The sequence below is a fragment of the Parasphingomonas caseinilytica genome, assembly GCF_036663755.1.
Classification (GTDB): domain Bacteria; phylum Pseudomonadota; class Alphaproteobacteria; order Sphingomonadales; family Sphingomonadaceae; genus Sphingomonas.
Window position 1 is genome coordinate 730,794 of the sequence record NZ_JAXOJL010000001.1, and the last position, 24,078, is coordinate 754,871.

Sequence of the window (24,078 nt, forward strand, 5' to 3'; positions counted from 1 at the left end):
GCCGTCACCTTCTTGTTGCCACGACTGCGGTCTTGCCAGCTTGTCGGACCATCCGATCGAAGAAGAACAGTTGATATAGTGACTTGAATTCTACCCGAAGCTTCGAGCCGACGGACGGTTCTTCACTCGACACAAAAAAGGGCCACGGATCGCTCCGCGGCCCCTCTTTGTAATCGGCCGAAGCCTGCGATCAGTAGCGGTAGTGATCCGGCTTGAACGGGCCTTCCACCGGCACGCCGATGTAACCGGCCTGCTTCGCGGTCAGCTGCGACAGCTTCACGCCGAGCTTTTCGAGGTGCAGCGCGGCGACCTTTTCGTCGAGGTGCTTGGGCAGGACGTACACTTCGTTCTTGTACTTCTCGCCGGCGGTCCACAATTCGATCTGCGCCAGCGTCTGGTTGGTGAACGATGCCGACATCACGAACGACGGGTGGCCCGTTGCGCAACCGAGGTTCACCAGGCGCCCCTTGGCGAGGATGATGATCTGCTTGCCGTCCGGGAACTTCACCAAGTCGGTGCCCGGCTTCACTTCGGTCCATTCGTAGTTCGACAGAGCGGCGATCTGGATCTCGCTGTCGAAGTGACCGATGTTGCAGACGATCGACATCGGCTTCATCGCCTTCATGTGATCGGCGGTGATGACGTCGGCATTGCCGGTCGCGGTGCAGAAGATATCGGCGCGGGTCACGGCCTCTTCCATCGTCACGACTTCGAAGCCTTCCATCGCCGCCTGCAGTGCGCAGATCGGATCGACTTCGGTCACCATAACACGGGCGCCGCCGTTGCGGAGCGACTGGGCCGAACCCTTGCCGACGTCACCGAAGCCGGCGACGCAGGCGACCTTGCCGGCAAGCATCACGTCGGTGGCGCGACGGATCGCGTCGACGAGCGATTCCTTGCAGCCATAGAGGTTGTCGAACTTCGACTTCGTCACCGAATCGTTGACGTTGATCGCCGGGAAGGGAAGCTCGCCCTTCTTCGCGATCTCGTACAGGCGGTGCACGCCGGTGGTGGTCTCTTCCGAAACGCCCTTCAGGTTCTTGACCGTCTCGGTCAGGTAGCCCGGATACTTGGCGACGAACGCCTTCAGCGCGCGCTGGAATTCGACTTCCTCGTCATTCTCCGGCTCGCCGAGCGTCGCGCCAGCTTCGAGCTTGGCACCCCACAGCGCGAACATGGTGGCGTCGCCGCCGTCGTCCAGAATGATGTTGGCGGTCTGGCCGTCCGTATCCGCACCCCAGTTGAAGATGTCGCCGACATAGTCCCAATAATCGGCCAGGCTCTCGCCCTTGATCGCGAACACCGGCACGCCGGTCGCGGCGATCGCGGCGGCGGCGTGATCCTGCGTCGAGAAGATATTGCACGTCGCCCAGCGCACATCGGCACCGAGCGCAGTCAGCGTCTCGATCAGCACCGCGGTCTGGATCGTCATGTGCAGCGACCCGGTGATGCGTGCGCCCTTCAGCGGCTGCGTCGGGCCGAATTCGCTGCGCAGCGACATGAGGCCGGGCATTTCGGTTTCGGCGATATTGATTTCCGCACGGCCGAAATCGGCGAGCGAGATGTCGGCAACGACATAGTCTTTGGTCTTGGCGTCGAGGACGGTGGCCACGGGATGTCTCCGGAAGGTGTCAAAGTTGGCGCGCTCTTAGCGTCTGCGGCGCTCCGGATCAAATATAAAGATGTCTTTATATGTTGCACGAAAGCAGCACCGCCGCCGTAACAAATCCGTAGCATCGACGCGCGGTTCAGCATGCCGTAAGGGCGACCCTGTTCAACCATGTCGGTCGAATAAGGTAAAGCTTATGTCCCCACCGCTCGGCGGTACATCCTCGGAACCGGTGAACCGCCCGCACGCGTTCCTGTCCGACCTCGCCATTCCGGCCTCCGTTGCTACGGCCAGCACGCCACGCGCCAATCGCGGCATTCCGGCGGTTTGGATCGCCAGCGGCCTGTTCGCCACCTTCGCGATCCTCGCGCTGATGATGCAGCGCGCCGGGCTGACGGTCGATCCGTTGGGTCGCAGCACCCTGCCCTTCTACGTCGTCGGCATCGTCGCGATAGCCGCGCGTACGATGTTGCCGGGCAGCACGTGGCGCCATGCCCGCACGGTCGCCGATGGTGCCGAATATTACGGCATCTTCACCGCCATCGCCTTGATGGGAGCAGTCTCCTGCTACCCCGTCTCCGCTCTGACCCAGGGTTATGCCGATGCGAAGTTGCAGGCGGTGGATGTGCTGCTGCATTTCGACTGGCTCGCCTGGTACACCGCCGTCGCGGCCAGCCCGACGCTGCAACTGCTCGGCACCGCCGCCTATCGCAGCATCTTCATCACGCCCGCCGTGCTGCTGGGATATTATGCGGTCACGGCGCAACGTGCGGAAGCGCACCGTTTCATCTTCACCTTCTGGCTCGCCGCGATCATCACGCTCAGCCTGTTCACGTTGATGCCAGCGGTCGGCCCCTTCTCGTATCTGTGGCACGCTGCGATCCCCTACATGCCGGAAAGCGAACTCTGGCAGCCGGACCTGATCCCGCAACTTCGCGCGCATACTGTCCATGTCGTGGATCTCGGCCAATTGCGCGGGCTGGTCTCGGCACCGAGCTTCCACGCCTGCGCCGGCACGCTCTATGCCGCCTCGGCGTGGCGCGTGGCGCGGTTGCGCTGGCCGCTGATCGCGGTGAACGGCGCGATGCTGCTGTCGACCCCGGTCGAGGGCACGCATTATCTGTCGGACATCCTGCTCGGCATGTCGGTCGCGGTCGTGGCATTGGTGATCGTGCATCACGGCGTCGCCGCGATCCGCCGCCGCGCGGCTTAAGCCGTCCCGGCCGCGCTCGCCAGCAGGCGCGAATCCACCCCGGCCTCTTCGAAGCCACGCGCCCAGCGCTCCGCCGCCGGAATATCGTAGAGCAGCCCGAGATCGCCGCCGACATTGAACCAGCCGTGCCGGGTGAGCTCCTCGTCGAGCTGCCCCTCGCCCCAGCCGGCATAGCCCAGGGCCACCACGAACCGGCGCGGCCCGTTGCCCGCCGCGATGGCGCGCAGCACGTCCAATGTGCCGGACAAGGCCCAGCGCCCCGCGACATCGACCGTGTCCTGCCCGGCCCAGTCGGTCGAATGCACCACGAAGCCGCGCCTGGGCTCGACCGGCCCGCCAAGGTGCACCGGCGCATCGGGCGCGACGCCGGGATCGATCTCGAACTGCGCCAGCAGCGTGTGCAGCCCCAGCCCCGAGATCACCTCGCCCAGCCCGATGCCCACCGCGCCATTGCCGTCATGCGCGCACATCGCGATGGCGGCGCGTTCGAAGCGCGGATCGCCGATGCCGGGCATGGCGAGCAGGAATTGCCCGGTCAGATATCGCGCGCTGTCCATCACTTAGCCTCTTAGCCGCCCGGATGCGGCCTAGCCATGCTTGAAATCAGTCCGCGTCCGTACGAAATGTGTGCCGGACGCAGCGCAGCCCTTTGCGCCGCGCACAGGAGAGTTTTCCCATGACCATCAGCGTCGGCGACAAGATCCCCGCAACCACGATTACCAAGGTTACCGGCAGCGGCCCGGAACAGGTCAGTTCGGAAGAGTATTTCGCCGGCCGCAAGGTGGCACTCGTGGCCGTCCCCGGTGCCTTCACCCCGACCTGCTCGGCCCGCCACCTGCCCGGCTTCGTCGATAAGGCGGGCGAGATCAAGGCCAAGGGCGTGGACGAGATCGCCTTCACCTCCGTCAACGACGCGTTCGTGATGGGCGCATGGGGCAAGGCGAGCGACGCGGGCGAGATCACGATGCTCGCCGACGGCAATGCCGATTTCGCCAAGGCGATCGGCCTGACCTTCGACGGATCGAAATTCGGCATGGGCGAGCGCAGCCAGCGTTATTCGATGATCGTCAATGACGGCGTGGTCGAACAGCTGAATGTCGAGGCACCCGGCGAGTTCAACGTGTCGTCGGCCGAATATCTGCTCGGCGAACTCTAAGCCATTATGCCCCGTGCCTGCGCCCGAATGTGGCGCAGGCACGGAACGGCCCGCACGGTGTTGCGTTATCGAAACGACACCCAAGGCCAAAAAGGAACATCGCCATGACCGACGCAACCGATACCGCAGAGAAGATCGCCGAAGACATCAAGAGCGCCGCCAAGGACGCTGTTGGCGACAAGTCGATCTTCGATCAGGCGCAGGAAGCCGTCACGGCGGCGATCGAAAGCGCGACCAAGTCGGTCACCGCCGCATTCGACACCGCGCTGGAAGCCGCCAAGGAAAATCCCAAGACCGCCGCAGCGATTGCCGCCGGCGCAGCCGCTGCCGTCGCCGGTGCTGCGTTCGGTGTGAGCAAACTGCTCGAGGACGACAAGCCTGCCGCCAAGAAGCCGGGGCCGAAGAAGGCCTGATCCTCTTAGCCCCTCCCCTTCAGGGGAGGGGTTGGGGTGGGGCCGTGCCGCAAATTCTGGCATTGGTCTCGATGAGATTGCACTGCCCCACCCCAACCCCTCCCCTGAAGGGGAGGGGCTAAGAATCGCCGGCCTAATCCACCCCTGTCTTGCCAGCGTAACGATCCTGCCTTAGCGACAGCAGATGACAAAAGCCGCCGCCATCGTCGCCGAACTCGACACCCTCTATCGCGCCTCGGTCGATCGCCTGCAGGCCGCGCTGACCGCCTATATCGCCGATGGCACGATCCCCGATCCCGCCGCGCGCCGAGACGGTAGCTTCGCCTATCCCGAAATCCGCCTGATCTATCGCGGCGGCAGCGATCGCCCCGCGCCGATGCGCTCGTTCGGCCGCCTCGTAACCGAGGGCGAATATAAGATCAGCGTCACCAAGCCCGCGATCTTCGCCGATTATCTGATCGAACAGCTCACGCTGTTGATCGAGGATTACGATGTCGAGGTCGAGGCGGTCGCCGGCCGCCAGGAAATCCCCTTTCCCTATGTGATCGATCCCGGCCACGCGCTCAGCCTGGACGAGGTGTCCGCCTCGGATCTCGCGCGCTTCTTCCCTGCCACCGAACTCGCCCATATCGGCGATGAGATCGCCGATGGCCTGTGGGTGGCGAGCGACGACACGCAGCCGCTGGCGCTGTTCGACGGGCTGCGCACCGATTTCAGCCTCGCCCGCCTGCGCCATTACATGGGCACGCCGGCGGAGCACGCGCAGCGCTACGTGCTGTTCACCAATTATCATCGCTATGTCGACGAATTCGTCCGCTGGGCGGCGAGCCAGCTCGGACCCGATGCGGAGGGCAATCCGAGCCGCTTCACCGGTCTGTCCGGCGCGGGCGGGATCATGATCCATGCCGGCGACGATGCCGACAAGATCGTCAGCGACAGCGCGTGGCGCCGTCACCAGATGCCGGCCTATCATCTGATGGCCGCCGACGGCACCGGCATCACGCTCGTCAATATCGGCGTCGGCCCGTCCAACGCGAAGACTATCACCGATCACCTTGCGGTGCTGCGGCCCGAGGCATGGCTGATGATCGGCCATTGCGGCGGCCTGCGTCCGAGCCAGCGGATCGGCGATTACGTCCTCGCCCATGCTTATCTGCGCGACGATCATGTGCTGGACGATGTGTTGCCGCCGGAGATTCCGGTGCCGGCCATCGCCGAAGTGCAGGTCGCCATGGCACGCGCGGCGGAGACGATCTCCGGCCAGTCGGGCGAGGAACTCAAGCGCCGCCTGCGCACCGGCACGATCGTGACGACCGACGATCGCAATTGGGAATTGCGCTATTCGCGGTCGGCATTGCGCTTCTCGCTCAGCCGCGCGGTCGGCATCGATATGGAATCTGCGACGATAGCCGCACAGGGTTATCGTTTCCGCGTTCCCTACGGCACGTTGCTGTGCGTGTCGGACAAACCGTTGCACGGCGAATTGAAGCTGCCCGGCCAGGCCAATCGCTTCTACGAACGCGCGATCAACGAACATATGCGCATCGGCATCGAAACCTGCGAGGAACTGCGCCGCGAGGGCGAGAAGCTGCACAGTCGCAAGCTGCGCGCGTTCAACGAGCCGCCGTTCCGCTGAGACGAATCCGCGTGGCAGGGAAACCCGAGGCGAGTTATGCGTTACCCTAGCGCAACGATTTCAGGAGTCCCTCGCGATGGCCACCCCGCCGAAGAAGCCGACCGACGGCACGACCAAGCCCCCCGCCCCGCGCAAGCCTGCCACGCCGCGCAAGACGACGGTGCGCAAGACCGCTGCGACGAGTGCCGCCAAGCCCGCCGCCCGCAAGGTGCCTGCGGCGAGCAAGCCGGCCACTGCCGCTGCGACCAAGCCGGCCACGACGCCCAAGACCGCCGCAAAGCGGACGACCGTCACGGCCACCAGCAAATCGGCGACCGCCAAGGCCTTCACCTCGGCCAAAGCCGCCGTTACCGGCGACAACCGCAAATGGGGCATTGCCGCAGTCGTCGGCACGGTCGGCGCGGCGCTCACCGCCGGGCTTCTTGCGCTCCGGGGCAGCACGCCTGCCAATGACGATGTCGCCAAGCCCAACAAGGGCAAGAAAGCGCATCAGGCCGACGGCAAGGATTCGAGCAAGTCGTTCGAGGCCGGTATCGCCGATGAGGGGACTATTCCGGAGTAATATTTAGATCCGTTCTAGCGCTTCCCCGGCGAAGGCCGGGGCCCAGTTGGGAAACGGTGATGGTCTTGCGTTGCGCGACGTAACTCCGGCAATCGCTACTGGGCCCCGGCCTTCGCCGGGGAAGCGTTTGATAGCTGATCGCGCTCCCCCTGTCAGTCACCGCCCGTCCAGCCGGAACTCCACCGTCAGCGCAACATCCGTCATCACCCTGTCGCTCGGGCCGGTGCCCGCCAGCCCGATCGTGCGCATCATCTGGCCCATGAAATCCAGTGATCCCCAATCCTGCCGCTCGCTGATCTTTGTCAGGGTCGCGGCACCCAGACCGAGCGGCGCTCCGTAAGCTTCCGCTTCCACCCGCGCCTTCGCCAGGGCCTGCTGTTTGGCCGCGCGCTTCGCCGCCGTCTCGTCCAGCAACACCGGCGTCGCCTTGTCGGACGGCTTGGCGTCTGCGGCCTTCAGCGCCACTATAGCCCGCGCCGCCGTCGCCGCATCGGGCGCGTCGAACGACAGCGGCGCACTCGCACCCACCTTTTCGGCAGGCTTGTTCTTGGGCTTTTCCTCGCCGGCACCGGACAACATGTCTTCCAGCGCCGATTTGTTGCACTCGCTCGCGCCACGCCCGGCCGACATCGCCCCCATCATTCTGGCCAGCGACAGTTTCTCCCCTGCGCTCGCCGCCGGAGCGACCCGCATCCCGCTCATCGTTCGCGTGATCGCCGCAATCTTCTGCGCCAGCATCGCATCCGCCTCGGTCTGCGTCGCCGCGCACGCCAGCACGCCGCCGGTAATCCGGTAGCGATCGGCCGGCGTTTCGACATGTCCGGACGCGACGATCTCCACCGTAACCGGCGTCGCGCTGGCCCCGGCGAGCAATGCCGCCGCTACAGAGATCATCACCATCCCGTCGGTTTCCCTTTATTCTGCTGGTCGAGCCACGCCTTCAGCGGCGCGAAATACGCCACCATCGCCTTGCCGGACATCTCCCGGCTGCCGGTGAACGCCTGCAACGCATCCGGCCAGGGTTTCGACTGCCCCATCGCCAGCATCGCATTCAGCCTCTCCCCAACCGCCTTGTTGCCGTAGAACGAGCAGCGATGCAGCGGGCCTTTCCAGCCCGCCCGCCTGCACGCCGCCTGATAGAATTGGAACTGCAGCAACCGCGCGAGGAAATAGCGCGTGTACGGCACGCTGGCCGGCACATGATATTTGGCACCCGGATCGAACTTCGTCTCGTCGCGCGCGACCGGTGGCGCGATGCCCTGATACTTCAGGCGCAGATCGTTCCAGCCCTTTTCGTATCCGGTCGCCGGGATCTCGCCCGAGAACACGCCCCAGCGCCATTTGTCGATCAACAGGCCGAACGGCAGGAACGCCACCTTGTCCATCGCCTGGCGCAGCAACAGCCCGATATCCTTGTCGGCGCTCGGCACCTTCGCCTTGTCGAGCAGGCCGATCTGCACGAGATAATCCGGCGTGATCGACAGCGCGACGAAATCGCCGATCGCCTCGTGGAAGCCGTCGTTCGCGCCGTTCAAATACAGCATCGGCTGCTTCTGATAGGCGCGCTGGTAATAATTGTGGCCCAGTTCGTGGTGGATCGTGACGAAATCGTCGCCATTCACCTTGGTGCACATCTTGATCCGCACGTCGTCCTTGTTGTCGAGATCCCAGGCCGAGGCGTGGCAAATCACTTCGCGGTCGGCGGGTTTGGTGATCTGCGACCGTTCCCAGAACGTCGTCGGCAGCGGCGCGAAGCCGAGCGAGGAATAGAAACCCTCGCCGGTCTTCACCATCTTCAGCGGATCATAGCCCTTGGCCTTGAGCAGATCGGTCGTGTCGAAGCCGAGATCGCCCGCCCCCTTCGGCGCGACCACGTCATAGATATTGCCCCATTCCTGCGCCCACATATTGCCGAGCAGATCGCTGCGGATCGGGCCCGTCTTGGGCTGCACCGCGTCGCCATATTTCTCGTTCAGCTTCCAGCGGACATAGGTGTGCAGCGATTTGTAGAGCGGCTCGACCTCGATCCACAATTTGTCGGTCAACCTGGCGAAGTCTTCCGGGCTCATGTCGTAGCCCGACCGCCACATCGACCCGACATCCTTGTAGCCGAGTTCGACCGCGCCCTTGTTGGCGATCTCCACCGTCTTCGCGTAATCGCTGCGCATCGGCGCGCCGACCTGGTCGTGCCAGCTGACCCACATCTCCTTCAGTTTGGCAGGATCGCGCTCGGTGCCCATCGCGGCTTCGATATCGCTGCCGTTGATCGGCTTGCCGTCGAGCGTGCCCTTCCCCTTGCCGTAGGAAGACGACATCTTGGTCACCAGCGTGGAAAGTTCGGTTGCCGCACCCGCCGTGGTGGGGGCCGGCAAGGTGATGCCACCACGCAGCAGATCGAGCTTGCGGCGCGTGTCGGACGAGAGGTCCGCGACCTTGTCGTACTTCGCCGCTTCCAGCGCGAGCTTCACCGAGAGTTCGGTACCCTCCGCATTGATGCGCGCGGCCATCGCGTCGGTATCGTCGGTGATGTAGGTCGCGTTGACCCAATTCACCTGGCTCGACTGGATCGAGAAATCGTACAGCGTCTTTTCGGATTGCGCGATGAACGCATCGGCCACCGCTGCGGTGGGGGCGCTCTGGGCAAAAGCTGGAACGGCCGCCATCGCCAGCGTTAGCGCGACAATCGAAATACCGGTGCGGATCATGTATTTGCCTTGGGGAAATTGGAGATTTGCCCAGAGTGTCCCTCCGCCGTCACCCGGTCAAGCGGCGAGGAAGTCGGCGATCTCCTGTCCGAGTTCGGGCTTCACCACCGCGCTCATGTGCCCGCCCGGCACGGCGCGGTACTGCCCATGCGGCAGCAGATCGGCCAGCGCTGGCGCGGGGCCGTTATCCTCATCCTCGTCGCCCGAGACGACCAGCACCGGTTGCAGGATCGCAGCGATCTGCGCCTCCGACGTATCGACGAACGTATCGAGCACGCGGACCAAAGCCTCGGGATCGCCATTGGTGGTCTTGAGAAACGCTTCGGTCAGCCATTCCGGCGTGCCGCGTTCGAAACTGCCGAGATTGGTCAGGATCCGCCGGAAATAGCTCCCCCGTCCTTCGGTATCGGTCAGCCCGCGCAGCCCCATGCCGGACAGCACGACACGCCCCGGCGCAACGCCGTTCGCCAGCATTCGCACGGTCGTTCGCGCGCCGAGCGAATAGCCGCCAAGATCGTAATCGGTGAGCCCGAGATGGTCGATCAAAGCCATCCCGTCGCGCATCAGCACATCGGGCGGATAACTCGCCGCGTCGTGCGGCCGCGCGCTATCGCCGTGCCCGCGCAGGTCCGGCATGATCACGCGGAAGCCCTTGGCCGCCACCGCCGCCGCATGGCCGTACCGGATCCAGTTGGTCTGAGCGTTGGAGAAATAACCGTGGATCAGGACGACCGGACGGCCCTCCCCCACTTCGCGCCACGCGATGCGCGCGCCATCGAAGCTGTCGAAAAATTGCGGTTCAACGGATGCGTTGGCCAACGGATCATCTTCCTGTGTCTGGCGAGATCGGGTTTCGTAGATAGGGGCTGCTAACGTGCGAACAATCGGACGATCGCTTCGGCCGGGGCAGCCTCGTCATAGCACTCGGCATCGTCTGGCAGCGTCAGCCACGATTGTTTGCGCTTCACCCAGATATGCAGCGCCACCTGCAATTCGGCGCTACGGTCAAGCGACCCCGCCCGCACCACCGCGACTCCCGAGCGCATGGTATTGGTGTTGTACAGCCGGACATGACACACGCCGCACATCCGCTGATGCGATTGCGATCCGCTCGGCGACTGAAACACGTATTCGACCACCGGGCCGGTGACGGTGATCGCGCTTTCCGCCAGCAACACCTGTTCGGAGAACGCGCTGCCCGACCAAGTCTGGCACGTGCGGCAGTGGCAGGCGTAAGCTCTGGGCAGCGTCTCCAGCGCCAGCGTGTAGCGACACGCCCCGCAATGGCATCCGCCGGTGATGGTCACGATCCCTCGCCCTCCATAAGCTCGACATGGTCGGCAAAACCACCTTGCCTGGCATTCTCCGCAAACTTTCCATCGGCGGTCAGCACCCTGACCTGCTCGACCTGCGCCAACGCCAGATAGAGACAGTCATAGATCGGGTGTCGAAGATCGTATGACAGCACAAGTGCCGCCGACATCAGCAGGCTTGCAGGATAGGTTCGATCTAAGATCTTCGCCAATGCTTCGACGCCGGCGTCGGCCGCCTTTCGATCGAGTTCCCCGGCCTTAACCTTTTTCCAAAGCGCATGTGCCGTTTCGAGAGCCATCCAGTCTGGTGCAATGATCTCGGTCGCTTCCGCGACGCGGCTCAATGCAGCCTCGCTGCCGGCCTCACGACTGACAAGCTTGACGGCAACGCTTGCGTCCAGAACGATCCCGGTCAATCCGAAAACCCATATCCCTTGTCGCGCATCTCGCGAATAATCGCGGTACTGTCGCTTTGCCTGGCGCCCGGCGGAGTCATAGCCTGCACCTCACTCAAAAGCGCAATCAGTTCCTCCTTGGACAAACGCCGCTTGGGCCGGGCACGGAGGAGACCGTCCCGCAATTCCGCCTCGAGCGAACGTCCGTGCTCCTTCGCCACGCGCCGGTAATCGTCCAGCAGCGCGTCATCGAGATTGCGGATCAGCACCTGTCCCATACCCGAATGATAGCACCATGCTATCACTGGCTCAATCGGATTTCCGAAACCCCATCCATCCGATCGACACACACGCGCCGAAGATGGCGATGGCCATGTCCTTCTGCGCATCCCAGAGGTCGCCCTGTTGCCCGTTATACTCGTCGGCCATGCCCGGGGCGAGGACGATGGTGAGCAGCCATTCGAAAATCTCGTACAGCGCGCTGATGCCGCAGACGAAGAGAAACGCGAACCACAGGCCGAGCCGTAATTCCGCCCCGCCGTAGCGCCGCACCGCTTCGGCCACCGGCGGGACGGCGAGCAGGCCGAAGGATAGATGGACCAGCCGATCGAAGTCGTTGCGCGTCCAGCCCATCGCCGCGTCGATCGAATGTCCGGTGAGCGCCAGCGCCCATTCGTCATAGGGCACGTTGGAATAGGTGTAGCGCCCGGCCAGCGTGTGCAGCGCGAAGAAGCCGGCGATCGCCACGACCGAATTGTCCGACAGCGGCCAGCGCCGCAGCAGCCAGGGCGACGCCAGCAACAGCGCCACGGTCGGGATATGCTGGAGCGGAGCGATCTCCGGGAACGGCTGCCACAAATTCGCCAGCAGCACCGCAAGTGCCAGCGCACAGACCGCCCGCCGCTGGGCGAGCGGAACCTCGAGCCAGCGGCGGCGATACGCGCCGATCAGATCATGCCGCCTTCTGCAGATGCCGCCGGCCGAGCAATTCCGCGATCTGCACCGCGTTCAGCGCCGCGCCCTTACGGAGATTGTCCGAAACGCACCACAGGTTCAGGCCGTTCTCGATCGTCGAATCCTCGCGCACGCGGCTGATGAAGGTCGCGAATTCGCCGACGCATTCGATCGGCGTGATGTATCCGCCATCCTCGCGCTTGTCGTAGAGCATGATGCCCGGCGCCTCGCGCAAAATGTCCTGCGCCTGCTGCGCCGAGATCTCGTTCTCGAATTCGATGTTGATCGCTTCGGAATGGCCGACGAACACCGGCACGCGCACGCAGGTCGCGGTCACCTTGATCTTGGGATCGAGGATCTTCTTGGTCTCGACGACCATCTTCCACTCTTCCTTGGTCGATCCGTCGTCCAGGAAGCTGTCGATGTGCGGGATCACGTTGAAGGCGATCTGCTTGGTGAACTTCTTGGGCTCGGCGCTGTCGCCGACGAAGATGTTGCGGCTCTGTTCGAACAGCTCGTCCATGCCCTGCTTGCCCGCGCCCGACACCGACTGATAGGTCGAGACGACGACGCGCGTGATCTTGGCGAAATCGTGCAGCGGCTTCAGCGCGACGACCATCTGCGCGGTCGAGCAGTTCGGGTTGGCGATGATGTTGCGCGCCTTGTAGCCGTCGATCGCCTCCGGGTTCACCTCCGGCACGATCAGCGGCACGTCCGGATCCATGCGGTAGAGCGAGGAATTGTCGATCACCGTGCAGCCCGCCGCCGCCGCGATCGGCGCGTATTTGGCGGTCGCCTCGGAGCCGATCGCGAACAGCGCCATGTCCCAGCCGTTCCAGTCGAAATGCTCGATATTCTGGACCTTGAACTGCTTGCCGGTGTCGCCGTAATCGACCGTCAGCCCCTGGCTGCGCGACGAGGCGACGACCGCGATCTCGTCGGCCGGGAATTCCCGCTCCGCCAGAATGTTGAGCATCTCGCGCCCGACATTGCCGGTCGCGCCCGCGACGACGATTCTGTAGCCCATGTGAAATTCCCGTATTCAGTGTCGCCGCGCGCGATAGCAGAAATGGGCAGGCGGGGAAGATAGGTTTGCTATCGGGCGGATCGCCGAAGTTCACACAAGGTCACACGGTATCGCCGTATGCAGGCCGAGGCGGCGATCGGCCGGAACCGGACTGGGCGGCGCGGCAGAGGCCGGCATGTTACAGTCCGGTCTACACACGACGGCAATGTGCCATGGCGAGCGCCGTGTAGGACAGCGGATTTCGCAGCCGTCGAAATTTCGATGGAAAGCCGATCGCATCGCCGCGATAGGCGACGTCCACGGCGCGTCTTGCCGCCCGTGCGGACACGATATCCGCCGAAGATCGAGGGTCTATGTTTCAGGTCGAATATGATCGCCACCTCAATCGCCTGAGCATCGCGGTAAAAGGATTCCTGACGCCGGAGGAGGCCGCATGGCTCGCCACGGAGGTGGGAACGAAGGCGCGCGAGGCACGGGCGATACGCCCCGATTTCAACGTGATCGTCGAATCGCTCGAATTTCCGGTCCAGGCCAACGATGTCGCCGATCTGCTGGCCGACATCATGCGCGCGGGGATGGCGCTCACCAGCGGGCGGGCCGCAATCGTCGTGGGCAGTTACCTCAACAAGATGCAGGCCGAACGCACCCTGGCGCATCCCAGGCTGCGCGTGTTCATGACGATCGACGAGGCGCAACGCTGGCTGGATTAGGGGCGACCCGCAGCGCCTCCGGGAGCCGGCAAAGCGTGAGGGGAAACAACAGGCAAATGCCCGCCCCTTGCCAGCACCCCCGGCGCCATGCTCCGCTATGTCGAGACCAGTGAGAGTCGAGACAGCAGATAGGAGACGCCGCATGGAAACCGACCGCCGCACCATATTGTCGTTCGCCGCAATCGCCGCCGCTTTGCCCTGGGCGAATGTCGCGGAGGCAGCCGAAGCCGCCGACGGCAAGATCTATGTCATCGCCGAACTGCTCGCCCGGCCGGGCCAGGAAGCGACCGTGCGCACCGCGCTGAGCAATTTCGCGCGCGGCGTGCCGAAGGAAGCTGGCTGTTTGTCGTATCATTTGCATGAGGATGTCGCGGCACCGGGCCGCTTCCTCACCTACGAAGTGTGGAAGGACAAGGCCGCGATCGACGCGCATTTCCAGACGCCGGCGATGAAGGCGGCGGGGCCGGCACTGGCGAAATTGCTGGCGAAGCCGCTCGGCGTCACCAGCATGAAATTGCTGGTGTAAGCTGGCGCGCGCTGCCCGCCCCCTTTGTCGGGAGGCGGGCAGCGCGACATTCAGATCGCGAACGACACGCGCGATGCCTTGGCACGGCGACGCATCGCCGCCCCGACGACGCCGAAGCCGAGGATCATCATGCCCCAGGTCGCCGGCTCGGGCACCGCGCCCGAGACGAACTGGAACACCAACTTGTCGTACCCTCCACCGGCATATTGGCCGTTGATCGAATAGCCGGGCGCATTGTTGATCGTGTGGATGCACATGCTGCCGTTCGCCGGGCCCATGCCGCACTGATATTTGGTCAGGCTCTGGCCCGCACCGACGAAACCCCACGACCAGTAATCGGAATTGAACCAGTTGGTGCCGTTGGCGAGGTGGAACACGCCGTTATTTCCCGCGCCGGTATCGAACAGCACGTCGGCGCGTGGCGCCTGAGCGAGCGCGAGCAACGTGTCGCTGCCCGTCACCCGGCCCGCGAGCATCAAGCGATCGCCGGTGCAGTTCGAGATCGCGGCCGCCGCGCTATTGCCGATCGCGTTGCCCATGCTCGCCGAATAGCAGAGCGACCAGCCGCCGCTGGTGACGGTCGACAGCGCGACATTGGTCTGCGGGCCGACGGGCAGATAATCGGCGGCCATCGCCGGTGCGGCGGCGAGCGTGACGGTGGCAGCGAAGGTGCTGGCGAGCAGCGTCTTGATCGTGTTCATCGTGTTTCCCCTTTGAAGCGCTAATCTCGGATGAGGCGGATGCCGTATTCGGCATCCCCGCCGTTCCCGGAGACTTAATCGCGCTCTAACGAGCGACCATGCGAGGCGCGCGGTGTAATTCTTACAATTTCTGTCATGTATCAGTCTGATACGAATGTTAGTTAATATAATATTAAGGTAGTTTTTGCGGGGGTTGCAGCGTGTTCGGGCGACGCAAAAAGCCCGGAGCTTTCGCTCCGGGCTTTCGCATCCTCTCCCAAGGATGGGCAGCTTTTCGCTGCGTATTGTGGCGGCGGTTCGGCTTTGCCGCGCGCCGCGGCTAAGCCGCGTCGTCGGTCGGCGGCCTCGAAAGGCCGCCGCCGCCGGGCGTGTGCGTCTCAGGTGCAGCTACGCTGCGCCTGTGCACATCACGCCGCGAACTGATTCATCGTGTTGTGCGCACCCCCGGCCTTCAGCGCCGCTTCGCCCGCGAAATACTCCTTATGGTCGTCGCCCAGATCGGAGCCGGACATGTTCTGGTGCTTCACGCAGGCGATGCCCTCGCGAATTTCCTTGCGCTGCACGCCCTTGACGTAGCCGAGCATGCCCTGGTCGCCGAAATATTCCTTGGCCAGATTGTCGGTCGACAAAGCGGCGGTGTGATAGGTCGGCAGCGTGATCAGGTGATGGAAGATGCCCGCCCGTGCCGCAGCATCACGCTGGAAGGTACGGATGCGCTCGTCGGCTTCGTCGGCCAGCTCGGTGCCGTCATAATCGACCGACATCAGGCGCGCACGATCGAACGCCGACACGTCCTTGCCGGCTTCCGTCCACGCATCATACACTTGCTGGCGGAAGTTCAGCGTCCAGTTGAAGCTCGGGCTGTTATTGTACACCAGCTTGGCGTTGGGCACGACCTCGCGGATGCGATCGACCATGCTGGCGATCTGTTCGATATGCGGCTTCTCGGTCTCGATCCACAACAGGTCGGCACCGTTCTGTAGCGACGCGATGCAATCCATCACGCAGCGGTCGGCACCGGTGCCTTCGCGGAACTGAAACAGGTTCGACGGCAGGCGTTTCGGGCGCATCAATTTGCCGTCGCGGTTCAGGATCACGTCGCCGTTCTTCGCGGTCGTCGGATCGATCTCCTCGCAATCGAGATAGGAATTGTACTGGTCGCCGAGATCGCCCGGCGTCGTGCTGACCGCGATCTGCTTGGTCAGGCCCGCACCCAGCGAATCCGTGCGCGTCACGATGATGCCGTCCTCGACGCCGAGTTCCAGGAAGGCGTAACGGCAGGCGCGGACCTTCGCGAGGAAGTCCTCGTGCGGAACGGTCACCTTGCCATCCTGATGGCCGCACTGCTTTTCGTCGGACACCTGGTTCTCGATCTGCAGCGCGCAGGCCCCGGCCTCGATCATCTTGCGAGCGAGCAGGTAGGTCGCCTCGGCATTGCCGAAGCCGGCGTCGATATCGGCGATGATCGGCACGACGTGCGTCTGGTGGTTTTCGATCGCATTGAGCAACCGCGCCGCCTCGATATCGTTGCCGCCATCGCGGGCGTGATCGAGTTCGCGGAACATCATGCCCAGTTCGCGCGCATCGGCCTGGCGCAGGAAGGTGTAGAGTTCCTCGATCAGCGCCGGAACGCTGGTCTTCTCGTGCATCGACTGATCCGGCAGCGGGCCGAATTCGCTGCGCAAGGCCGCGACCATCCAGCCCGACAGGTACAAATACCGGCGATCGGTGGTGCCGAAATGCTTCTTGATGCTGATCATCTTCTGCTGGCCAATGAATCCGTGCCAGCAGCCCAGCGACTGGGTGTAATTGGCGGGATCGAGATCGTAGGCGGCCATGTCCTTGCGCATGATCGCGGCGGTGTAACGCGCGATGTCGAGGCCGGTCTGGAAGCGGTTCTGCAAACGCATGCGGGCAACCGCTTCGGCATCGATCCCATCCCAGGTGCCGTTGTGGCTGCGGATCAGGTCCGTCGTCTGCGCGATATGGGTTTGGTAGGTCATGGCTCGGTTCCTGCTGTGTGGATGCAAGCCGAATTAGACAAATTTACAGGATGCTCTAGCCTTTGCGGTGCCGTTTCGGGGTAATTTTGTGCATGGGAAGAGTAAAACGCATGTCGTTATGTGAATTATTTACAGCGCCAGTTCGAAGATGCGCTTCCCCGGCGAAGGCCGGGCCCAGTTGCGGAGGTCGATGTTACATCGCGCAGCGCCCGATCACTTCTGCCTCCCGACTGGACCCCGGCCTTCGCCGGGGAAGCGCAGAAAAAAGCGCCTTTCCTTTAGAAAGCCCCGGGCACTTCACGTTGCACGGTGCTGGGGCGATCGGGCGTCAACAGTTCCAGCTTGTTGCGTACCGACAGGGCGCTCTGGCTCTGTGCCGACAGCGACGGCGGTGCGATCGGCGTGCAACTGCGCCCGGCGAGGAAATCGAGCGCCTGACGGGTCGAACCTTCCTGCGCGTCGCCCATCGGCCTGCTCAGGTCGTCGGGTGCCTGGCAACTCGCCTCCACCGTGCCGACCAGTCCGTCGTAATATGCCCCCTGCCGCGCGGCATTCTGCAGCGAGAAGGCGATGACGCGCAGGCGATCGTCGCAGGCGGTGTTGTCCCGCGCGATCTGGCCCACCGGCTTGCCATAGGTGTTGGTGCCGATCAGCGCGCCGTTGGCGTGGAGGTACGGGATCATGCCCGCGATCACCAATTCGCTCGCCGATGCGCTGCCGGTGGTGCCGATGAATGCGACCTTCATCGGCGCGATCGATTGCGGCTGCGGGGAGAAGGTGCGAGTCGTGTTGCTGGCGGATTTCTCGGGGCGGTAGGTGACATAGTCGAACACCTCCGACGTCGATCGATTGGCCCCGAGCAGATCGCCGAACAATTCCGCGATCGAGAGCAGGCCGCCGCCATTGTAGCGAAGATCGACGATCACGTTGGTGACGCCCTGCGCGCGGAACTGCGCGAAGGCATCGCGCAACGCGGGATCGGCGGTGCTGATGAAGGTGCGCAGATTGACGTAACCGACCTTGCGCCCGCCATCGTCGATCACCTTGGCGCCATAACGCGAGGAGACCGGCGTCAGGCTGTAATCCGCCTTGGTCACCGTCACGTCGCGCGTCACGCCACCAGTCAGCACGCGTAGCAACCGCGTGGTGCCGGCGGTGGTCGGCCCAAGCGCATCGGTCACGCCGGCCGAACCTCCGGCGGCGATGATCGCGCTGACCGTCCGCAGATCGGCCGTGCTGGTGCCGATCGCCAGAATCTCGGTGCCGCGATCAATCCCCGCCGCCAATGCCGGTGCGCCCTCGAACGCTTCGGAGATGTAGGCGCGCTGCGCCGGCGTATCGATCGAGAGCCGCACGCCGAACCCGGCGCTCGACCCGGAATTGTAGAACGCATTCTCCTCGGCGATCGAGGTGAGATAGGTGAAGTACCGGTCCTTGCGCTGCGCCCGCGCCGTGGCGGTAAGCGCATCGAGATACGTATCGACCGAGGTGTAGGGCGTCGGATCCAGGCTGGCCGGCAGCGTATCGGGGAACAGATACCATTCCCGCATCTGCCCCGCGACCCAATCCTGCCGGTTGCGCAGGGAACAGCCGGCGGTGTTCGTCGGCGTCGGGGTGGCACCGGTCGATCCCGCGACTGATCCGGTCGATCCGCCATCCCCGCCACAGGCTGACAACGTGGCGGCCAATGCGAACAGTGTGGCGATGGGGCGACGCATCATCTGATTCTCTCTATTTATCCCATAAAATTATCCGAAACCGGCGGGCGTGTCGCGGATCATCTATGGGCCAAAGCTACGGTCGACACCGCGTAGCGGACGCCGGTTCAGTCGCCGCCGAACGTGAACGCGCTCAAGCCGCGCTCGCGGTCGTTGATCGACAGGGCGCGACCGATCGGCGGCATGGATCGTTGCGGACAGGCGCCGCGCAGGCACGCCCGGCAGCCCAGGCCGATCGGCGTCGCCTCACCCTTCAGGTCGATGCCGCGCGCCACCGCCAGCGTGCCGGCATGGTCGCTCGCCACGCCGATGCCGACCGCGAATTCCGCCGGCACCGCGCCATAGCGCCGGCCCTGCGGCGTTACCGTGCGTGCGACGGTGAGCCAGCGCGCGCCATCTTCCAGCTCGATCAATTGCACCACCAACGCCCCCGGCCGATCGAACGCGTGATGCACGCGCCACAAGGGACAGCGCCCCTCCGCCTCGGCCAGCGCCGCATTGCTTGCGCCCGAAAAGCGTTTCGATGCCTGCCCCGCGCGATCGATCCGCACCATGAAGAACGGCAGCCCGCGCGCGCCGACCCGCTGCAACGTCGTCAGACGGTGGGCGACCTGCTCGAAGCCCGCGCCGAACCGGCGTTGCAACAGTTCGAGATCGTATCCGGTCGCCTCGCACGCGCGCAGGAACCGGGCATAGGGCATCATGACCGCGGCGGCGAAATAGCTCGCCAGATGCCGGCGATAGAGCCGTTCGGCCGCGCGATCTGCGAACCCCGCTCCCTTGGCCAGTGCCTCGATCTCGCCCCGCGCCTCGATCTGCGCCAACTGGAACGCGGCGGCGAAAGTGCGTGAGGCGGGGTCGAGCGTCTCGCTCAACTGCAATTGCCGCGCGTGAAGATCGGTGCGGCGCAGCAGGTCCGGCATGACATCGACCGGCAGGACGCGGATCGTGAGCTGATGCTTGACGCGCAGCCGTTCGGCGATCGCGCCGTACAGGTCGCCTGCGCCGAGCCTGAGTTCGTCGGCCAACGCCTCAGCCATCGTGTCGAGATCGGCGAAATGGTCGCGCCACCGCTCGATCTCGCGCCGCACTTCGGCGATCGGGTCGTTCGCAGCCTCGCCCGCGCCGCCGCCCCCGGCTCCGGCGCGATCATAGGCGCGCGCGAACGCCTCAGCCCCGCCGGGTGCGCCGGCCAGCCACTCCTCGATCTCGTTTCGGTCGATCTCCAGATCGGCGAAGATCGGGTCGGCCAGCCGCCGCCGGAGCGCCGCCTCACCCCCGCCCGGCTCGCCCGCCGCCAGTGCGCGCGGATCGAAGTCGAACGATTCGGCAAGCTTGACCAGCAGGGATGCCGACAAGGGCCGCTGGTTCTTCTCGACCAGATTCAGGTAGCTCGGCGAGATCGTCAGCATTTCGGCCATCGCCGCCTGGGTCAGCCCCGCCTGACGCCGCAACCGCCGCACCGCGTGCCCGGCAAAGAGTTTGCGATCGGCCATGATCCGGAGTCTCCAAGCGCGTGGACGGGTGCGCGGCAGCACCCCCTCGCCTCATGGCCTAGACTGTCATGTCTTTACAACAGCACAATGCGAGCCCCGCGATCGCCGACATCTTGACCTCCGCGCCGTCACGCTCGGGCTGCACAAGGCCGGTTTATCATGGCTTTGCATCCGCAGCGGGACGAAACGGCGCGAGACAAAGGTGTAAAGCCTTCACCCGCCACCCGCCGCAACGATTTCCTGGGGAGGAAAGGATGCCCGCCGAGTTCGTCTCGGCGGGCATTTCTCATTCATCGGTAACAATATGCTGGCGAAACCAGGCGGCCAGTTGCTCGACGGTCAACTCGCCCGCCGCCAATGCCAGGAATGTCGTGACATATTCGACATCGCTGCATCCCAGCGCATATCCGTTGAGCAGCAGAAAGGTTTCGCTCACCACCGCCGCTGTGCGCTTGTTGCCGTCCACGAAAGGATGGTTTCGGGCGATGCCGAATGCATAGCTCGCAGCCAAATCCGCGACATCGGGATCTTCATAGGCGATCAGGTTGAGCGGACGCGCCATCGCGCTTTCCAACATGCTGGGATCGCGAACGCCCGCGGCCCCGCCATGTTCGGCAAGTTGCTCCTCATGGGCCGCCAGCGCGACGCCCAATTCGACCCAAATCCAATCGGCCACGACTTATTTCGCGAGTTCGTGCAGCGCATTGCGACGCCGCTTCATCACCGCGCGCGCAACATCCATCTGCGCGGCGAAGCCTTCGTCATGACGTTGGAGATGCATTCCTGCGACGCTTTCCACCAGATCGAGTTGATCGCCGAGTTCGACACCAAGCTTGTCGAGCACCTGTTTCGGCAGGATGACCCCAACCGAATTGCCGACCTTGATCAGCTTGAGCTTCTTGCTGTGTTTGATGGGTGCGTTCATACATCCGTTATAACATAATCTGCCAACCTCGGCAAACGCTTGCTGGACGCAAACCGCATCGCCGCATAAGTCCGCAACGAACCGGCAATGAATGAGCGGCAAGGGGCAAGCACAATGTCGGCAACGAAACAGGGCGGCTCGAACCTCGTCATCTTCGCGGCGCTGGCGGCCAATCTCGGCATCGCGGTGGCGAAGTTCATCGCCGCCGGGATTTCGGGTTCGTCCTCGATGCTGACCGAGGGATTTCATTCGGTCGTCGACAGCCTCAACCAGATGCTGCTGCTGTACGGCCAGAGCCGCGGCAAGCAGGTGCCGGACGAGGCGCATCCGTTCGGCTATGGCCGCGAACTGTACTTCTGGTCGTTCGTTGTCGCGATCCTGATCTTCGCGGTCGGCGCAGGCGTGTCGGTCTATGAGGGCTACACTCACATCCTCGAACCCGAGCCGCTGCGCGATCCGCTGATCAACTATATCGTCCTGGCCGTCGCCTTTGCGATGGAAGGGGCATCGTGGTTTATCGCCATGCGCGAGTTCGCCGCCGCAAAGGGGAGCGCCGGCTGGTGGCAGGCGGTGCGCCGGTCGAAGGATCCGGCCGGCTTCATCGTGCTGTTCGAGGATAGCGCCGCGCTCGCCGGGCTGATCATCGCCGGCGTCGGCGTCTGGGCCAGCCATGCTTATAGCGACGCGCGGATCGACGGGGTCGCCTCGATCGCGATCGGCGTGATCTTAGCGCTGGTCGCGGCGTTGCTGGCGCGCGAGGCCAAGGGGCTGTTGATCGGCGAAGGCGCGGACCCGGCGGTGGTCGCCAAGGTGCGCGCGGTGGTCGATCGGCAGACGGCCATCACCCACGTCAACCACGTCCGCACGATCCACACCGCACCGGACAGCATCTTCGTCGCGATCAGTGCGGACTTCGAGGATACGCTGACCATGGGCGAGGCGGAGAATTTGATCGAACGGATCGAGGACGAACTGCGCGCGGCGGAACCGATGCTGTCGTCGATCTATATCCGCCCGGAGAAGCGCGAGAATGCGGCGGTTTTTAATCCGCAAACAAAGACTTAACCGTCATCCCCGCGAAGGCGGGGATCCCGCTTCTTTTACCAAGTGCGGGGCAAGGCAGCGGGATCCCCGCCTTCGCGGGGATGACGGGGTTTTTGGGTGTGGGGTAATTCCACCGTTCGTCCTGAGCTTGTCGAAGGGCGTGTTCAGAGAGATACGGCGTGTTCGGGGCATGTGCTTCGACAGGCTCAGCACGAACGGCAATTCAGGTTCGCCTGTCCCTACGGCAGAAGACTGCCACAGCCCCCCTCACCTAACCGGCACGATCTCCACAACGTCGAGCATCGATTCGAACCGTGGATTGGGCAGCGCGATCCGCCAGGTTCTGGCGTCCACCCGTTGCAATATCCCGGCCATGTCGCGATCCGCATCACGGCCATATTGCAGCGCGACCTTCTCGTCGCCGATCATCATCGTGCCCAGGAACACCGCGCGCGTATCGCTGTCGGGGAAGGCCAGGCCCACCGGCCGCTGCGACCCGTCGGCCTTGTAGAAGCTCGACACGTCGCCCTCGGCCTCGACACGGCAATCGAAGAACGGGAAGGCGCTGAAATCGCGCGATCCGACACCCTTCGCACCCAATTTGAACACCCGGCAGCGATACGCCCCCGGCGGGGGCACCGCGCCGGCCAGCGCGTGATCGGGATCGAACAACTTGCCCTCCGCCGCCAGTGCCGCGCCATTGCCGGCGGCGCGCGCTTTGTCCGTCGCCGCCACCCAGGCCTCGCGCCAGGTGCGCAACCGGTCGCGATCCGCCTTGGTCGCCACCTGTCGCCAGTCGGCTACGGCGGGTTTGGACGCCATCGCAGGACGGTCGCCGCCGCCGCACGCCGCGAGTGCCGCACATGCGGCTAGGCCGAATCCCGTTCTGACAATCATGCGCGACCAATTCTTGTTATGGCCAGCCATCAAACCACGTGGCCGCGCGCTTGCCAACCCGTTGATACCAAAGGGTTGAAAAGCGAGGCGCGGATTGGGGACGGTAATGTGATCGACCGGGCACCGCTCGCCATCCCCGTTCGTCCTGAGCCTGTCGAAGGGCGTGTTCGAAGGGATATGGCGCGTCTGAGGCACGTGCTTCGACAGGCTCAGCACGAACGGAATGAGGTGGATCGACCAAACCAACCGAGCCTTGCGGTCAGGCCGCGGTCCAGCCCCCGTCCATCGACATGTTCGCGCCCGTGATCGCCTTGGCCGCATCGCCGCACAGATACACCGCCAGCGCCGCGACCTGTTCGGCGGTAACGAATTCCTTGGTCGGCTGCGCGGCGAGCAGCACGTCGTTGATCACCTGATCGCGCGTCAGCCCGCGCGTCTTCATCGTATCGGGGATCTGCGCCTCGACCAATGGCGTCCAGACATAGCCGGGCGAGATGCAATTCACCGTGATGCCGAAGGTCGCCGTTTCCAGCGCGATCGTCTTGGTCAGCCCGGCGATGCCGTGCTTGGCCATCACATAAGCGGACTTGTTGGGCGAGGCGACGAGCGAATGCGCCGAGGCGGTGGAAATGATTCGCCCCCATTTCGCCGCCTTCATCAGCGGCACCGCCCCCTGCATCAGATACCAGGCCGAGGTGAGGTTGATCTTGATGATCGCCTCGAACTTGTCGGCGGGGAAATCCTCGATGGGGGCGACATGCTGGATGCCGGCATTGTTGACGATGATGTCGGGCCCGCCGAGTTCGGCATGGCAACGCGCGACCATCGCGGCGATCTCGTCCGGCTTGGTCATGTCGGCGGCGTCGTACAGCGCCTTGGCCCCGCTCGTCACTTCGAGTGCGGCGCGCTCCTTCTCGATCGCATCCGCGTCGCCGAAACCGTTGATGACGACGCTGGCGCCCTCGGCGGCGAACGCCTTGGCATAGGCCAGGCCGATGCCCGACGTGGACCCGGTAACGATCGCGCTCTTGCCCTTCAGGAACATGCTTCTTTCTCCTTCATGCAAACCCTATCC

Annotated in this window: 26 protein-coding genes; 8 read left to right on the forward strand and 18 right to left on the reverse strand. The window is 64.2% G+C overall.

What is annotated here, in order from left to right; all coding sequences use genetic code 11:
- Positions 1-190: 190 nt before the first annotated feature.
- Complete coding sequence (gene ahcY / locus U1738_RS03385; RefSeq protein WP_332787604.1) at positions 191-1,612, reverse strand: adenosylhomocysteinase; 1,422 nt, start codon at positions 1,610-1,612, stop codon at positions 191-193.
- A 229-nt stretch (positions 1,613-1,841) separates the two neighbouring features.
- On the opposite strand from ahcY, the gene U1738_RS03390 reads away from it, so the two are divergent.
- Positions 1,842-2,822 (forward strand): phosphatase PAP2 family protein, encoded by a 981-nt coding sequence (locus tag U1738_RS03390; protein WP_332787605.1) that lies wholly within the window; start codon positions 1,842-1,844, stop codon positions 2,820-2,822.
- Here U1738_RS03390 and U1738_RS03395 read toward each other — a convergent pair.
- On the reverse strand, positions 2,819-3,379 hold the full coding sequence (locus tag U1738_RS03395) for a YqgE/AlgH family protein (RefSeq protein WP_332787606.1): 561 nt from the start codon (positions 3,377-3,379) through the stop codon (positions 2,819-2,821). The two genes, U1738_RS03390 and U1738_RS03395, sit on opposite strands and share 4 nt — an antisense overlap.
- A 119-nt stretch (positions 3,380-3,498) precedes the next feature.
- Between U1738_RS03395 and U1738_RS03400 the strand changes: the two genes are divergently transcribed.
- From U1738_RS03400 to U1738_RS03415, 4 genes are all read left to right on the forward strand, one after another.
- Positions 3,499-3,978 carry a peroxiredoxin gene (locus U1738_RS03400; protein ID WP_332787607.1) on the forward strand — a complete coding sequence of 160 codons (480 nt, stop codon included), beginning with the start codon at positions 3,499-3,501 and terminating at the stop codon, positions 3,976-3,978.
- A 104-nt stretch (positions 3,979-4,082) separates the two neighbouring features.
- Positions 4,083-4,391, forward strand: a complete 309-nt coding sequence (locus U1738_RS03405; protein ID WP_332787608.1) for a hypothetical protein — start codon at positions 4,083-4,085, stop codon at positions 4,389-4,391.
- Positions 4,392-4,575: 184 nt separating this feature from the next.
- Entirely contained in the window at positions 4,576-6,027 is a 1,452-nt protein-coding gene (locus U1738_RS03410; RefSeq protein WP_332787609.1) for an AMP nucleosidase, read from the forward strand.
- A 76-nt stretch (positions 6,028-6,103) separates the two neighbouring features.
- Positions 6,104-6,589 carry a hypothetical protein gene (locus tag U1738_RS03415; protein ID WP_332787610.1) on the forward strand — a complete coding sequence of 162 codons (486 nt, stop codon included), beginning with the start codon at positions 6,104-6,106 and terminating at the stop codon, positions 6,587-6,589.
- 156 nt (positions 6,590-6,745) lie between these two features.
- Here U1738_RS03415 and U1738_RS03420 read toward each other — a convergent pair whose 3' ends face one another.
- From U1738_RS03420 to U1738_RS03455, 8 genes are read right to left on the reverse strand one after another with little or no spacing between them, the layout of a single operon-like run.
- Positions 6,746-7,483: an SIMPL domain-containing protein gene (locus U1738_RS03420; protein ID WP_332787611.1), complete on the reverse strand. Its 738-nt coding sequence runs from the start codon at positions 7,481-7,483 to the stop codon at positions 6,746-6,748.
- Positions 7,483-9,294, reverse strand: coding sequence for a M2 family metallopeptidase (locus tag U1738_RS03425; protein ID WP_332787612.1), 1,812 nt, complete (start codon positions 9,292-9,294; stop codon positions 7,483-7,485). Before U1738_RS03425 ends, U1738_RS03420 begins: the two co-directional genes overlap by 1 nt.
- Before the next feature lie 57 nt (positions 9,295-9,351).
- Positions 9,352-10,113 carry an alpha/beta fold hydrolase gene (locus U1738_RS03430; protein WP_332787613.1) on the reverse strand — a complete coding sequence of 254 codons (762 nt, stop codon included), beginning with the start codon at positions 10,111-10,113 and terminating at the stop codon, positions 9,352-9,354.
- Between the two features lie 50 nt (positions 10,114-10,163).
- Entirely contained in the window at positions 10,164-10,601 is a 438-nt protein-coding gene (locus U1738_RS03435) for a GFA family protein (protein ID WP_332787614.1), read from the reverse strand.
- On the reverse strand, positions 10,598-11,023 hold the full coding sequence (locus U1738_RS03440) for a type II toxin-antitoxin system VapC family toxin (RefSeq protein WP_332787615.1): 426 nt from the start codon (positions 11,021-11,023) through the stop codon (positions 10,598-10,600). The genes U1738_RS03435 and U1738_RS03440 overlap by 4 nt, the downstream gene beginning before the upstream one ends.
- On the reverse strand, positions 11,020-11,280 hold the full coding sequence (locus U1738_RS03445; protein ID WP_332787616.1) for a FitA-like ribbon-helix-helix domain-containing protein: 261 nt from the start codon (positions 11,278-11,280) through the stop codon (positions 11,020-11,022). Before U1738_RS03445 ends, U1738_RS03440 begins: the two co-directional genes overlap by 4 nt.
- A 31-nt stretch (positions 11,281-11,311) precedes the next feature.
- Positions 11,312-11,974 (reverse strand): DUF2238 domain-containing protein, encoded by a 663-nt coding sequence (locus U1738_RS03450; RefSeq protein ID WP_503643681.1) that lies wholly within the window; start codon positions 11,972-11,974, stop codon positions 11,312-11,314.
- A complete protein-coding gene (locus tag U1738_RS03455) occupies positions 11,955-12,983 on the reverse strand; it encodes an aspartate-semialdehyde dehydrogenase (protein ID WP_332787618.1) in 1,029 nt (342 codons plus the stop codon). The genes U1738_RS03450 and U1738_RS03455 overlap by 20 nt, the downstream gene beginning before the upstream one ends.
- 353 nt (positions 12,984-13,336) lie before the next feature.
- On the opposite strand from U1738_RS03455, the gene U1738_RS03460 reads away from it, so the two are divergent.
- Together U1738_RS03460 and U1738_RS03465 are read left to right on the forward strand one after the other, a co-directional pair.
- Positions 13,337-13,693: a hypothetical protein gene (locus tag U1738_RS03460; RefSeq protein WP_332787619.1), complete on the forward strand. Its 357-nt coding sequence runs from the start codon at positions 13,337-13,339 to the stop codon at positions 13,691-13,693.
- Positions 13,694-13,835: 142 nt separating this feature from the next.
- Complete coding sequence (locus U1738_RS03465; RefSeq protein WP_332787620.1) at positions 13,836-14,219, forward strand: putative quinol monooxygenase; 384 nt, start codon at positions 13,836-13,838, stop codon at positions 14,217-14,219.
- 50 nt (positions 14,220-14,269) lie between these two features.
- Here the strand turns inward: U1738_RS03465 and U1738_RS03470 are convergent, their stop codons facing one another.
- The 6 genes from U1738_RS03470 to U1738_RS03495 all read right to left on the reverse strand — a co-directional run bounded on the left by U1738_RS03470 (position 14,270) and on the right by U1738_RS03495 (position 21,062).
- Positions 14,270-14,920 (reverse strand): PEPxxWA-CTERM sorting domain-containing protein, encoded by a 651-nt coding sequence (locus U1738_RS03470; RefSeq protein WP_332787621.1) that lies wholly within the window; start codon positions 14,918-14,920, stop codon positions 14,270-14,272.
- A 407-nt stretch (positions 14,921-15,327) separates the two neighbouring features.
- Positions 15,328-16,923 (reverse strand): isocitrate lyase, encoded by a 1,596-nt coding sequence (locus tag U1738_RS03475; RefSeq protein WP_332787622.1) that lies wholly within the window; start codon positions 16,921-16,923, stop codon positions 15,328-15,330.
- Between the two features lie 278 nt (positions 16,924-17,201).
- Positions 17,202-18,641, reverse strand: a complete 1,440-nt coding sequence (locus U1738_RS03480; protein ID WP_332788216.1) for a S41 family peptidase — start codon at positions 18,639-18,641, stop codon at positions 17,202-17,204.
- Positions 18,642-18,748: 107 nt separating this feature from the next.
- Positions 18,749-20,137 carry a helix-turn-helix domain-containing protein gene (locus tag U1738_RS03485; protein WP_332787623.1) on the reverse strand — a complete coding sequence of 463 codons (1,389 nt, stop codon included), beginning with the start codon at positions 20,135-20,137 and terminating at the stop codon, positions 18,749-18,751.
- Positions 20,138-20,423: 286 nt separating this feature from the next.
- Entirely contained in the window at positions 20,424-20,789 is a 366-nt protein-coding gene (locus U1738_RS03490; RefSeq protein ID WP_332787624.1) for a type II toxin-antitoxin system death-on-curing family toxin, read from the reverse strand.
- A gap of 27 nt (positions 20,790-20,816) precedes the next feature.
- Positions 20,817-21,062, reverse strand: coding sequence for an AbrB/MazE/SpoVT family DNA-binding domain-containing protein (locus tag U1738_RS03495; RefSeq protein ID WP_332787625.1), 246 nt, complete (start codon positions 21,060-21,062; stop codon positions 20,817-20,819).
- A gap of 114 nt (positions 21,063-21,176) precedes the next feature.
- Between U1738_RS03495 and U1738_RS03500 the strand changes: the two genes are divergently transcribed.
- Entirely contained in the window at positions 21,177-22,127 is a 951-nt protein-coding gene (locus tag U1738_RS03500; protein WP_332787626.1) for a cation diffusion facilitator family transporter, read from the forward strand.
- 246 nt (positions 22,128-22,373) lie between these two features.
- Here the strand turns inward: U1738_RS03500 and U1738_RS03505 are convergent, their stop codons facing one another.
- Positions 22,374-23,003 (reverse strand): DUF4893 domain-containing protein, encoded by a 630-nt coding sequence (locus U1738_RS03505; RefSeq protein ID WP_332787627.1) that lies wholly within the window; start codon positions 23,001-23,003, stop codon positions 22,374-22,376.
- A gap of 259 nt (positions 23,004-23,262) precedes the next feature.
- A complete protein-coding gene (locus U1738_RS03510; protein ID WP_332787628.1) occupies positions 23,263-24,048 on the reverse strand; it encodes a 3-hydroxybutyrate dehydrogenase in 786 nt (261 codons plus the stop codon).
- Positions 24,049-24,078 lie beyond the last annotated feature (30 nt).